Annotated in this window: 12 protein-coding genes and 1 pseudogene; 2 read left to right on the plus strand and 11 right to left on the minus strand. The window is 55.4% G+C overall.

Annotated elements, in window-relative coordinates:
- Nucleotides 1-49 precede the first annotated feature (49 nt).
- The 3 genes and pseudogenes from M2403_RS17630 to M2403_RS17640 all read right to left on the minus strand — a co-directional run.
- Nucleotides 50-355 (minus strand): YbdD/YjiX family protein, encoded by a 306-nt coding sequence (locus M2403_RS17630; protein WP_152326876.1) that lies wholly within the window; start codon nt 353-355, stop codon nt 50-52.
- Entirely contained in the window at nt 348-2,414 is a 2,067-nt protein-coding gene (locus tag M2403_RS17635) for a carbon starvation CstA family protein (protein WP_259230310.1), read from the minus strand. Before M2403_RS17635 ends, M2403_RS17630 begins: the two co-directional genes overlap by 8 nt.
- Before the next feature lie 230 nt (nt 2,415-2,644).
- Nucleotides 2,645-3,193: pseudogene (locus M2403_RS17640) on the minus strand (DMT family transporter); the annotation flags it as partial.
- On the opposite strand from M2403_RS17640, the gene M2403_RS17645 reads away from it, so the two are divergent.
- A complete protein-coding gene (locus M2403_RS17645) occupies nt 3,187-3,702 on the plus strand; it encodes a LysR substrate-binding domain-containing protein (protein WP_259230312.1) in 516 nt (171 codons plus the stop codon). The pseudogene M2403_RS17640 and the gene M2403_RS17645 sit on opposite strands and share 7 nt — an antisense overlap.
- A 60-nt stretch (nt 3,703-3,762) precedes the next feature.
- Here M2403_RS17645 and spy read toward each other — a convergent pair whose 3' ends face one another.
- Nucleotides 3,763-4,272, minus strand: a complete 510-nt coding sequence (gene spy, locus M2403_RS17650; RefSeq protein WP_259230314.1) for an ATP-independent periplasmic protein-refolding chaperone Spy — start codon at nt 4,270-4,272, stop codon at nt 3,763-3,765.
- A 368-nt stretch (nt 4,273-4,640) separates the two neighbouring features.
- Here spy and M2403_RS17655 point away from each other — a divergent pair, with 368 nt between their 5' ends.
- Nucleotides 4,641-6,074: a PLP-dependent aminotransferase family protein gene (locus M2403_RS17655; RefSeq protein WP_152326880.1), complete on the plus strand. Its 1,434-nt coding sequence runs from the start codon at nt 4,641-4,643 to the stop codon at nt 6,072-6,074.
- Between the two features lie 52 nt (nt 6,075-6,126).
- On the opposite strand, the gene M2403_RS17660 is transcribed toward M2403_RS17655, so the two are convergent.
- From M2403_RS17660 to M2403_RS17690, 7 genes are all read right to left on the minus strand, one after another.
- Nucleotides 6,127-6,612, minus strand: coding sequence for a YbjP/YqhG family protein (locus M2403_RS17660; RefSeq protein WP_259230315.1), 486 nt, complete (start codon nt 6,610-6,612; stop codon nt 6,127-6,129).
- Nucleotides 6,612-6,980: a hypothetical protein gene (locus tag M2403_RS17665; RefSeq protein WP_208950955.1), complete on the minus strand. Its 369-nt coding sequence runs from the start codon at nt 6,978-6,980 to the stop codon at nt 6,612-6,614. Before M2403_RS17665 ends, M2403_RS17660 begins: the two co-directional genes overlap by 1 nt.
- Before the next feature lie 144 nt (nt 6,981-7,124).
- A complete protein-coding gene (locus M2403_RS17670) occupies nt 7,125-7,733 on the minus strand; it encodes an SIS domain-containing protein (RefSeq protein WP_259230317.1) in 609 nt (202 codons plus the stop codon).
- Nucleotides 7,730-9,370, minus strand: a complete 1,641-nt coding sequence (locus tag M2403_RS17675) for an FGGY-family carbohydrate kinase (protein WP_152326884.1) — start codon at nt 9,368-9,370, stop codon at nt 7,730-7,732. The genes M2403_RS17670 and M2403_RS17675 overlap by 4 nt, the downstream gene beginning before the upstream one ends.
- A gap of 29 nt (nt 9,371-9,399) precedes the next feature.
- On the minus strand, nt 9,400-10,353 hold the full coding sequence (locus tag M2403_RS17680) for an ABC transporter permease (RefSeq protein ID WP_259230320.1): 954 nt from the start codon (nt 10,351-10,353) through the stop codon (nt 9,400-9,402).
- 1 nt (nt 10,354) lies between these two features.
- A complete protein-coding gene (locus M2403_RS17685) occupies nt 10,355-11,344 on the minus strand; it encodes an ABC transporter permease (RefSeq protein WP_259230321.1) in 990 nt (329 codons plus the stop codon).
- The gene (locus M2403_RS17690) at nt 11,337-12,857 is read right to left on the minus strand and encodes a sugar ABC transporter ATP-binding protein (RefSeq protein WP_259230322.1); all 1,521 of its coding nucleotides are present in this window, start codon (nt 12,855-12,857) and stop codon (nt 11,337-11,339) included. The genes M2403_RS17685 and M2403_RS17690 overlap by 8 nt, the downstream gene beginning before the upstream one ends.
- Nucleotides 12,858-12,964 lie beyond the last annotated feature (107 nt).

The raw sequence follows: 12,964 nt of genomic DNA on the forward strand, positions 1-12,964 counted from the left end.
CGTTGTAAAGACGTCCTCCCCTTTTACAAGGGGAGGTATTTTTCAGCATTTAACACGGGCACTTGCCCATCTTCCCGCCTTCACCCGGGAACCGCGCCTCCAGACACCGGCGGTGAAACTCCCGCTCAGTCATGGGGGCGATTTCCGGGTGCCTCACCTGCATATGTGCCACGTAGTTCCCATAATCCTGAACCCCCACCATCAGCCTGAAACTTTGCGCCGTACGCTTAACGGCCAGTCTCAGCCACCCGGCGATGTTGTGCGGTTTCGGCTCGACGATGAACAGCGGACGGCAGCGGATGATATGGAACGCGGTAAGCCGGGGCGTTTTAAATAACGAACGTGACTCAGACATGGCGCGCCTCACGACGTTGCACAACAGCCGTTTCGTGTACCGTTGGTGTGGCAGAATTTAGCGCACGGCGGACAACGAAGAACGCTGAAATCAGCATAGTGACCGCCACCAGCATGAAGAACCCGCACAGAATGGCGTTAATCTGATTGTTCAGCACGATGGTATGCATATCCGCCAGCGTTTTAGCCGGTTTGATAATTTCCCCGCTTTCGATCCCCGCATTGAATTTTTTCGCCTGCGCCAGGAATCCGATTGACGGTTTTTCGTGGAAAATCTTCTGCCAGCCCGCGGTCATGGAGGTAATAAACAACCAGACAGTCGGCAAAATTGTCACCCACGCATAGCGCTGTTTTTTCATTTTGAACAGCACCACAGTACCCAGAATCAGCGCCATGGAAGCCAGCATCTGGTTACCGATGCCGAATAATGGCCACAGAGTATTGATGCCGCCTAAGGGATCGACCACGCCCTGATAAACGAAGAAACCCCAGCCCGCTACGGCGACTGTTGTCCCTGCAATCGTCCCCACCCACGACCGGTTATTCGCCAGTGAAGGAACCGCCACGCCCACCAGATCCTGCACCATAAAGCGGCAGGCACGGGTACCGGCATCCACGGCGGTCAGAATAAATAATGCTTCAAACAGAATGGCGAAGTGATACCAGAACGCCATCATGGTGCGGCTGTTGAAAACGTCGGTAATAATGTGCGCCATGCCGACCGCAAAGGTCGGTGCGCCCCCCGCGCGGGAAAGAATCGACTGCTCGCCCACGTCTTTGGCGATTTGGGTCAGAACGTCTGGCGTGATGACAAAGCCCCAGCCGTTAATCACCTGCGAAGCGCTTTCCACCGTGGTCCCAATAAGCGCCGCCGGTGAGTTCATCGCAAAATAGACGCCGGGATCGATAACTGACGCACAAATCAGCGCCATGATCGCCACGAACGACTCCATCAGCATCGCGCCGTAACCGATAAAGCGGATATGGCTTTCGCGTTCAATCAGCTTCGGCGTGGTGCCGCTGGAGACCAGCGCATGGAAACCGGAAATCGATCCGCAGGCAATGGTGATAAACAGGAACGGGAACAGGCTGCCGGAGAACACCGGCCCGCTGCCGTCAATAAAGCGTGAGACGGCGGGCATTTTCATCTCCGGCATGGCGAAGACGATACCCACCGCCAGACCAATGATTACGCCGATTTTCAGAAACGTTGAGAGATAATCACGCGGCGCCAGCAACAGCCAGACCGGCAGAACTGAGGCGATAAAGCCGTAAATCACCAGAACCCAGGTCAGCGTGGTGCCGTGCAGCGTAAAGAACGGGCCCCAGACCGGATCCGCTGCGACATTTCCACCGTACACAATCGCCAGCATCATGAGCACGAAACCCATCACCGATACTTCGGCGATTTTTCCCGGACGCAGAAAACGCATGTAAATGCCCATAAACAGAGCAATGGGAATCGTGGCTGCGATGGTGAACAGACCCCACGGACTGTCGGCCAGCGCTTTCACTACCACTAATGCCAGCGCAGACAGAATAATGATCATGACGCCGAGCGCGCCGAGCATGGTCACGACGCCGGCAAAACTGCCCAGCTCCTGCTTCGCCATTTCACCCAGAGAGCGGCCGTCACGGCGTGTCGAAATGAACAGGATCAGGAAGTCTTGTACGGCACCGGCAAGCATCACACCGACTAAAATCCAGATGGTGCCAGGCAGGAAGCCCATTTGTGCGGCAAGGATCGGGCCAACCAGCGGACCGGCTCCGGCGATGGCTGCGAAATGGTGACCGAATAACACCCATTTGTTGGTCGGCACATAATCCAGCCCGTCGTTGTGGCGTTCGGCGGGGGTCATGCGGTTATCATCGATTTCGAACACTTTTTCAGCGATGAACAGGCTGTAAAAACGATAGGCAATGCTGTAGCAGGCAATGGCGGCCACCACCAGCCACAGGGCGTTGACGTGTTCTCCGCGGCTTAAAGCCAGCATCCCGAAGGCGAAGGCGCCGATTAACGCCACCACCAGCCAGGTTATCCCGGACTTGACGCTTTTCATGATGTACAACTCCTTGTCAGGGGTCCTGCTCAGGCAGGCCACTTTTTATGTAGAGAGTGTGATGTAGAGGTAAGACGCGCAGACCCGATTCAGGTTGCGACATTGTGAAAATTCCGTTTAAAAATAGTGTTTTTAAACGGAGGAGTGTGGAGTTAAGGATGAAAATGTGATGTGGCTGACGCTTTGGAAGGGGAATGCTGGTCGGATGACATCAAAGTTGTGAGGCTTCATCACTCTGCCTGAGTGAAACGGCGCGGGTGGCTGATTTTTTCTTTCGCTTTACCCGAACAAAGCGCGATGCCGGATGCAATCAGCAGGGCGCTGATCAGATGGAAATTGTGCAAAGGAATATTCAGGAACAGGATACTCAGCATCCCGCCGCTCAGCGGGATCAGATGTGAGTAAATTTCGCCACGTGTCGCGCCAATCGCCTGGATCCCTTTGTTCCACAGCAGATAGGAAAGCCAGGAAGGGAAAACCACCAGACAGGCCAATCCGCACAGGAACCCGGCGCTTGTGTAGGAACTCAGTGCGTGATGAACAGGGGTTAAAGAGGAGAACGCCAGTACTGGCAACAGGACCAGCGCCCCGATAACGGCGCTGACGGCCACGAATGCGTTTCCACCCACGCTCTTTGGTTTGATACGCAGAAAGGCACAATACAACGCCCAGCTGATGGCTGATCTCATGGTCCAGACATCGCCGCGGTTCAGATTTTTAAGTGTCTCAATGTGCAGTAAATCTCCCTGCATGACCAGCCAGACCACGCCCAGTGAACTCCTCGTTAAGGCTGGGGGAAACCGACTTTTGCCTGCTGCTGACCTCGAATATTGCCCGCGAAACCGACCTGAAAATCGAAACGTTTATTCGCTCGCCGCGAAGACTGTGGATTTCGCAGGGGCATCCGTTGCTCAGTAAGGCGGTTATTCATCTGGCTGATATCGCCAGCTTGCCTTTTTTGTTGCTCGATACTGACGAATATCCCGATGTGATACGCGGGCACTGGCATACACACGGCGGCCAGCCGAATGTGTCGTTTACTACCACGTCATTCGAAACGGTGCGCAGTCTGGTGGCTAAAGGTCGGGGCGTGACTCTTTTGTCGGATCTGGTTTACCGGCCATGGTCGCTGGAGGGATTGCGTGTCATGCGGCGCACGGTGGAGGACAGTACGACGTATATGGATGTGGGCGCGGTGTTATCCGAAACGCTGGCGCTTTCGGAACCCGCCGCCGTGGTGCTGGATTATCTGCGGGTCATGATCACCCGTCATGGCGAAGATGCCTGAGGGCGCGAGCCAAAAAAAACCGGCCTGTGAGAGGCCGGTTAATCTGTGTCAGGTCAGAAATTATTCTGCGGAAGCAGGTTTTTCCTGGCCCGGTTTGTGGTCACGCATCTGTTCCATTTTGGCAGCGCGTTTCTGGTAGTTTTCTTTGAACTGTTTTTTCTGCTCAGGCGTCAGCAGGTTATACATTTTGTTCTCAGCACGTGCGCGATCCAGCATGCGGTCGGACTGTGCTTTGGTGATGGTATCAATCTGCGATTTCACTTTCGCTTCATCGAAGCTGTCTGAAGCAACTAAGGTGTGCATCTGATCCATCTGCGCTTTCATTGCAGCGCGGTCAGGGCGCGCGCCGCTGTCTTTCATAATTTCTTTCATCTGAGTTTTCTGCTGCTCAGTCAGGTTCAGACCTGCAAACGGGTTCATATGATGCGGGCCTTTATGGTGCATCATTTTGCCGTGAGTCGCAGCAGATGCGTCAGTTGCCGGAGTGGCCGTGGTTTCAGCAGCAAACGCGAAAGAAGCAGAGCTCAGAGCCAGAGTTGAAGCCACAATCATTGCGGTAAGTTTACGCATAATTAAATTCCTCATTGGAGATTCAGGCACATCGCCCGTTTTGTTTCGACGAAAGCAAGTCTACTGAATCCAATGAATAGTAATGCGAGCAAGATGTAAAAGAGTGAAAGCCGAAGTGTCACTTTTCAACCGATCGTGGAGAAAATGTTTAGAAAGCGTAAGGTTGCGAGAACAGGCATGACTGGAAGTTCAGATAAATCTGAGTAATGCGGTGAGTTCATACATTAACATGGTGAATGTTTGGCCGCCAGACTTCTTAAGTAAAGATTGTTTGCTGTTGATGCCGGGTTTACATCGCCGGAAGTGGGCAAGAACCGGCATAATAGTTACCCTTTCGTTAACACTTTATATAACAGTGCAGAGTGCTCATGACTGAATCCCGCTACGAAACGCTTGCGCGCACCTTGCGCAGACAAATCGACACTCAGGTCTGGCTGCCGGGCGACCGCCTGCCTTCCTTACGCGAGTCCTGCAAACTGTCCGGGCTGAGCCTGATGACGGTGTTACAGGCGTACCAGCTGCTGGAAAGTCAGGGCGTGATTGTTGCGCGCCCGCAGTCCGGCTATTACGTCGCAGCAGGTTTGCAGCGCCCGGTTCGCCGTCAGCCCGATGAACGCCTGCACGCTGCCGAGCAGGTAGACGTCAATGATGCGATTTTCGATATCCTGAAAGCGGGGCAGGATCCTTCCGTCGTACCGCTGGGTTCGGCATTTCCCGATCCGACCTTATTCCCGCAGCCGCGCCTGGCGCGATCGCTTGCCAGCGCCGTCCGCCGTATGTCACCGCACAGCGCCACCGCCAATTTGCCGCCGGGCAACGAAGAGCTGCGCCGCAGCATTGCCCGCCGTTATGCTCAAAATGGTATAGAAGTTGCGCCCGATGAAATCGTCATTACGTCCGGCGCGATGGAGTCTTTAGGGCTGAGTTTGCAGGCCGTGACCGAGCCGGGCGACTGGGTGGCGATTGAGTCTCCGGCATTTTATGGTGCGTTACAGGCCATAGAGCGGCGCAAGTTAAAAGCGATCGCTATTCCGACCGACGTGCGTTTTGGTATGGATCCCGATGCGCTGGAAAAAGCGCTGGAAACCTATCCGATCAAAGCCTGCTGGCTGATGTCGAGTTTTCAGAACCCGCTCGGTTGTACGATGCCGTCCGAAAATAAGGCGCGGCTGGTGGATATCCTTCAACGGCATCAGGTGGCGTTAATCGAAGATGACGTTTACAGCGAATTGTATTTTGGCAGTGAACGCCCGGTGCCGCTGAAGGCGTCAGCGTATCGCAGCGAAATTCTGCATTGTTCTTCATTCTCTAAATGTCTGGCACCGGGTTTTCGCGTCGGCTGGGTGGCGGCAGGGAAATACGTTGAGCGTATTGAACGGTTGCAGCTGATGAGTACGTTATCCGCCAGCGTGCCGGTGCAGCTGGCGCTGGCAGATTTCCTGCAAAAAGGCGGGCAGCAGGGCGGTTACGACACCCATTTACGCCGCCTGCGCCGTGTGCTGGAACAGCGGCAAATGGCGATGCATCACGCCATCATCAAAGAATTCCCCGCGCAGGTTTCGGTTTCCCAACCGCAGGGCGGCTATTTCCTCTGGCTCGATTTGGGCGATAACGTGGATGCCGCGCGGGTCTATCAGCACGCACTGGCCAAAGGCGTCAGCGTCGCGCCGGGCACGATGTTTTCCGCCGACGAACGTTTCCGACATTGTTTGCGCATCAACACGTCATTCGAATGGGGACCGCACACCGCCCGCGCCATTTCAGTGCTGGCGGCGCTGGTGGGGGAAGAAATTAGGGGGTGACCGTGAAGTGCTTAACCTCCACCGCCTTTTCAGACGGCGGTGGTTTTACGGATTACCAGCCGCGCCGGAGCCTCCCAGCGCTGAAAATCGGGGCTTCATAATTATCAGAGATATTGCGTACCCGATAAATTTTCCACGTCATGTTTTCACGTTTCAAATACGTCTCAAGGTGAAGGCTCTTTCCGTGGTCAATCCCAAGCCAGATATCCAAGACTTTTCCGCCCGTAACACTGCGTAGGGTCCCGGTCTTAAAAGCCGGGATCCACGCTGCGTCATAATCTTGCGTGTACGTAAAATAATCTGCGCTAACGATCTCCTGTTCCGGGATTTTATCCACGGCGGCAAGTCGGCTTAAGGTGTCAGCCGCCACATAACGACGCATTTCAGGCGACTCATACGTCGGAGGGGGATCTTTCAGAAAAGCCGCAAGATAAAATCCATAAAAATTGGTGACCTGTTTAATCGCCAGCTGATTATCATTGGAATGGGAAGAACACGCTGTTAATAAGCTCAGAGCTAATAGGATAAGTATGCGCATTAGTTCTTCCGGTAAATTTTGTAGGCCGGGCGGGTGTTCCGATATCCCGGGCCGGGATACATGCTGGTTTGGCGAAAATCTGAAAACCACGTTGTACCGTCGTACATCGTCATATGGCCCGATGGATTACCATCCTGGTAGGGTTGAATTATTGCCACATCTCCCGCTACTAAGGTTGAACCGGCGGGCACCTCCCTGAACCCGGCACGTTCAAGCGAAGCACCGTAGTCTTTTGCATCAGGTATATTGTCCAGATGAACGCCGCCAGCCTCTATCGCCTGCCGGGTGTAACGTGCACAGCGATGAAGAGAGTGTGAGCCCGCATGAGTCCTGATATGTGATATTGCGGCATCCCGGTTCCAGCTCATAATCTTCCCTAGTCTGAGATAAATTGAGCAGACAAGGTACGCCGCGAAAAACAACAGAACAATAAAACCAACGCACGTTAAGTCACTTTCAGAGGTTTGTTATACGCAAACGCATTAGCCGAAATGATTGTTTCCCGCCCAGATTCACAAATCCTGCTCCCTTAATGTCTTTCCGACATTTCCGCCGGGATGCACCTTCAGAAGCCTTTGCTGATCGAAACCGTTGCGCAGCATGATGTTGCCGCACAACGCATCGAACACCGCCAGTACCAGCATGATAGAAGTCGTGGCCAGCATATTGAGCGGGTCGATTTCCTGCTGAATATGCGTTTTTACGACCAGCGTAGCGGCGCGGGCAATGGCCGAATCCAGATTTTCCGTCACGCTGATGATGGCCACGCCTTTGGTTTTCAGCGTCGGTAACAGACGCGTCAGCTCTTCGGAGTTTCCGCCGCGGGAAATCAGGATCATCAGGTCGTCACTGCGCAGAAAACCCAGGTCGCCGTGCGCGGCGTCGGTGGCGCTGAGATAGACCGACGGCTGTTCGACACACGCCAGCATGTGCGCAATTTTACGTGCTGCAATGCCGGATGTGCCGACGCCGGTGACGGCAATTTTGCCTTTGCAACCGGTCACCAGCGTCAGTAACTGACGCCAGATATCGGCGTCAAGATGTTTTTGCAGCGCCAGCAGTTCCTGGCTGTACGTCCGCCAGCCCTGGCACGCCAGCTGAAATTCCTCGTCAGCGGTCATTGTTCTTCCCCCTGCATCAGGCGGCGGTATTTCATGCTGTCGTGATACATCTCGTGGAATACGCGGTATTTGCGGTCGTAATACTCTTTGATTTTGTTGGTTTGCGGCGTGACAGTTTTGCCGATGCGGCTCATGGCGGCCATCGCTTCGGGCAGTGAATCGTAAGCGCCGGCGGCCACGGTGCCCATCATAGCGCTGCCGAGCAGCATCGCTTCGCTCTCTTCCGGCAACAGCATCGCGCAGCCAGTCGCGTTGGAATGCTCCTGCACAAACACCGGGTTTTTGGTGCCGCCGCCGCTCGCCATCATGGTATCAATGCGGTAGCCGCTCTGATTCATGGTTTCAATGATATGACGGGTGCCGAGCGCCAGCGCCTGGATCGTCGCGAGATAATGCAGCGCCATGTCTTCCGGCGTGCGCGAGAGTTTCAGGCCGGTCAGCGTGCCGGTGAGCGTCGGGTTGGCGCGTGGCGAACGGTTGCCGTGGAAGTAGGGCAGCATATGAATGTCTTTGGTCAGGAACGCGATGTTTTCCGGTTCTCCCGCCATTTTGCGCAGCAGACCGTTCAGTATTTCATAAATGGTTTTGCCGCTGTCTTTGCCCTGTTTCAGTAAATCCTGATAGCACGGATGCGACTGAATCACGTGGTCGATCAGCGCGCCGGTCGTGGATTGCCCGCCTTCGTTCAGCCAGTAATCCGGCAAAATCGCAGAATAGTACGGCCCCCAGATGCCGCCGATGTAGCGTGCGCTGCGGGACATTGCCATATGCGCGGTAGAAGTGCCGCCAATCAGCGCAATGCGGTTGTCGAAATCGGCGGACTCACCGGATGCGCCGCTGGCACCGAGAATGCCGAGGCTACCCGCGTGTGCATCAATAATTGAGACGCTGACCGCGGTTCCGGCCATCAGCCCCATTTCAGCGGCGGCGCGCTGGGTCAGGCCGTGGCCCAGCGGTTCGCCCATGGTTTTGACTTCGCTGCCGATTTTAGCGGCATTGTTTTCCAGCAGGTCTTCAAGTCCAATCTGGCGGAAATAGCTCGGATCCCAGCGGTCTTCGTGGCCGATATAGGTCCATTTACACACCGTGGAACACAGTGAACGTGTGGTGCTTTGCGTGGCGCGCCAGGTCAGGAAATCCGGCAAATCAAACAGATGCCCGACGTTATTCCACGTCGTCGGCATATGTTGTTTCAGCCACAGGAGTTTGGGCGTCTGCATTTCCGGCGAAATAATCCCGCCGACAAATTCCAGCACGCGGTGGCCGGTGGCGTTGATGCGTTCGGCCTGCGTGATGGCGCGGTGATCCATCCACACGATAATGTTCTGCTCGCTGCGGCCGGACGGGCTGACGGTCAGCGGTTTACCTTCTTTATCGAGCACCACCAGCGAACAGGTGGCATCAAAGCCGATGCCTTTTACCTGAATCGGGTTGATGTCGGCCTGATTCACCGCGTCTTTAACGGCGTTGCAAACGGACTGCCAGATCTCATCGGAAGATTGCTCGACGAAATCAGCTTTCGGGCGGTACAGCGTAATCTCACGGCTGGCCTGACCGACCATGCGGCCGGTCATGTCGAAGACGCCCGCACGGGCGCTGCCGGTTCCTACGTCAACTCCAATAAAATAACTCGCCATGTTTTTTCCCTTCGGTAAAAGCAATTCGCTTAAGATTTTCTGTTTTGTAAGGCGATAAACAGGATCAGGACGCCGCCCCAGAGTGCCATCGTCAGGTAACTGCTGACGCCCATCAGGTTCAGGCCGCTTTCCAGCATTTGCAGGACGATCAGCGCCAGCACCAACCCGATGACCCGCCCGAATCCGCCGTCGGGGTTGATCCCGCCAAGCACGGACGCAAGAATAGTCACCAGCAGATACGAGTCGCCGTAGCCCGCTTTCGCCGAGTTGAATTTTGACATCATCAGCAGCGCCGCGCCCCAGCCAAGCAGGGCGGAAAGTACGTACACCGCGATGGTGACTTTATGTGTGTTGACGCCGCTAAAGCGCGTGGCCTGTTCGTTGGAACCCATCAGATACAAACTGCGGCCGAGCGTGGTGTGTTCCAGCAAAACCCACAGCAAAAGTGCGACCAGCAGAAATAACAGCAGGGCGACCGGAATACCCAGCAGGCTGCCGTTGCTCAGATACTGGATCGCCGCCGGGAAGCCTGAAATCACTGCGCCGTTGGTGAGTAAAATGTTCAGCCCGGCAATCAGCGTCATGGTGCCGAGCGTGGCCAGAATCGGGGAAACGCCGACGTACGCAATCAGCGCGCCGTTCAGCACACCAATCACCACCGCGACAGCCACCCCGGCGAACATGGCCAGCGCGAAATAACCCGGCTGATCGGGATGCGCCACCAGAATCGCAGCCATCGCCAGGGAACAGGCGTTGGCACCGGCAATGACGGAAAGGTTAATACCGCCGGTCAGCATGGTGATGCCCATGCCTAACGCCAGCATGCCCAGAATCGGCAGTTGCGAGGAAATCGACTGGAAATTGCCGATGCTGTAAAAACTGCCGCCCAGCGTGAAGGAAAACAGCACGGCGACAGCTACGATGATCAGCAACTGCAGGCGGATGATGCGGTCGCCGGGGAGAATTCGGGTTAAGGTCGTCATGTCACATCCCCTTTGCCAGTTTGCGTTTTTCGTTCCACGCGGTGCTGCTGATGCTGACCAGAATGATCACGCCGCTGAAAACCTGATGCCAGTAAGACGAAATGCTCAGTAATGTCAGCCCGTTTTGCAGGAAGGCCAGGAGCATTACGCCGAGAATGGTGCCGGTCAGCGAACCGCGCCCGCCGGTCATGCTGGTACCGCCTAACACCACCGCCGCCAGCACCGTCAGCTCATAACCGAGCAGGGAGTTGGGCGCGACCGACTGCGTGATTTGCGCCTGTACGACCGCTGCGATGCCCGCCAGCAAACCCATAAAGCCGTAAACGTAGAAGTGCAGACGCAGAATGTTCAGGCCGAGGCGCGAGGCGGCGTCACGGTTGCTGCCCATGGCGTAAATCTGACGGCCTACGCGGGTGCGGTTCATCAGTACGCCGGTGGCGATAATGACGCCGAGCAGGCTGAGCAGCGGCAATGTCAGGCCATAGTCATAGCCGTCGGCGGCAGTGAACGAGAACCAGCTGATGCCGTTCATAAACCAGTCCGGGAAACCGTACAGCCAGGTGCCGTTGGTCAGATAAACCAGCAAACCGTAAAACAGGTTCAGCGTGGCAATGGTGATGATAATTGCCGGAACGCGCAGCCAGTAGACCAGGAATCCGTTCACCAGCCCGAGCAGCAAACCGGTGCCCATCGACATCGCAAACGCCAGCGGAAAACTGCCGCCGTGGTGAATAATGTAATTCGCCATTACGTACTGGCCGATTGAGGTCACGGCAGGGAAGGAGATATCAATGCCGCCGGCAATCAGCACCACGAACAGGCCACAGGCCAGAATGCCGAGAATGGCGTAGCTGGTGGCGACGTCGGTGAGATTGCCGAGCGTCATAAATTCATTGGTGCGCAGGCTCAGGCCGATGACCAGCAGCAGAACCAGTAATCCCAGCCAGAATTCGTGCTGAGAAAACAATTTGGAGAGCTTTTTGTTATCCATTGATTGCCTCCGCAATCTGCGCTTCGCTGCTCTGGTGCGGAGCAAACTCCGCCACCAGCTGGCCTTTGCGCATCACCAGCACGCGGTGACTGTTGTAATAAGCTTCGGGAATTTCATCGCAAATCATCAGAACGGCCATGCCGGACTCCGCCAGATCGCGCGCAATACGGTAAATGCCTTCTTTGTTGGCGATATCCACGCCAACCGTCGGCGAATCCAGGATCAGAATATGCGGCTGCGTCGCCACCCATCTGGCGATGGCGATACGCTGGGCATTCCCGCCGGATAGCGTTTTCACCGGCAGCGCGCTGTCCGAGACTTTAATGTTCAGGTCGCGGATCAGATCTTTCACCACGGCGGCCGCTTTGCGGTGATCCATCAGGCCGGTGGCGGTGTGCAGCTTGTCGAAAATGGACACCAGCGTGTTGTCATAAATGGATTGCTCCATGACCAGCCCTTGCGTCAGGCGATCTTCCGAGACATACGCGATGCCGTGGCGGATAGCGTCGCGGTTACTGTGAAATTTTACCGCATTGCCGTTCACGCGGATTTCACCGCTGTCAGGCTGGCTCATGCCAAACAGGCTCAGGCACAGTTCGGTGCGCCCCGACCCCAGCAGGCCGATAATCGAGGTAATTTCGCCCTGACGCAGCGACAGCGAAATATCCTGATACTGGCCTTTGCGGCTCAGATGGCTGACTTCCAGCAACGGCGTGGCTTCTGCGGGCGCGCGGTGCGGCAGATGGCTGTAGCTAAAACGTTGCCCGGTCATCAGGAAGGCCAGCTCGTTGCTGTCGAGCGAACTCGCCGGATAGGTGCCGACCAGCTTGCCGTCGCGCATGACACTTATCCGGTCGGCGACTTCCATCACTTCATCCAAACGATGGCTGACGAACACCACGCAAATGCCCGCCGCTTTCAGTTCATTGACCACCCGCAGCAGCCCGTTAACTTCAGTGCGGGTCAGCGACGCGGTCGGTTCATCCATGATCACCAGGCTGGCGTCAGCGGCGATTGCGCGGCATATTGCCACTAACTGACGGTCTGCGATCGACAACTTTTCAACTTTACGGTCCGGATCGAGAGAAACGCCCACCCGTTGCATTGCGGCGAGCGCTTTTTTGCGCATTGCCTCGCGATGTACCCAAAAATCACCGCCTGGTAAATAACGGTGAATGGCAATATTTTCGGCCACCGATAAATTCGGGAATAATGACAAGTCCTGATAAATAACCTGAATACCGTAATAAGAAGAAAGTTGCGGCGTCAGGGTATGAAAGAGTTTCCCATCGAGCGTGATCGCTGCGCCTTTTTCCGGCTGATAGACACCGGAAATGACTTTAATAATGGTGCTTTTACCGCAACCATTCTGACCGGCGAGACAATGCACTTCACCTTTATTCAGCGTCAGGCTGACATTATCCAGCGCTAATACGCCGGGGAACTTCTTACTGATTTTTTCGAGGCTGATAAAGGCCTCAGCAGGGGCAGGGGACGTGCTGAGAGTATTCATCACATGATCCTTACAGCATACCCTTCATACTTCGCGCTGCGGATGCGTTGGCTGCACTCGCTTACCCGAATCACTTACTTATGTAAGCTCACCGGGATCCACTCATT

The sequence above is a fragment of the Rahnella sp. BIGb0603 genome (assembly GCF_024808755.1).
Lineage (GTDB): Bacteria > Pseudomonadota > Gammaproteobacteria > Enterobacterales > Enterobacteriaceae > Rahnella > Rahnella contaminans.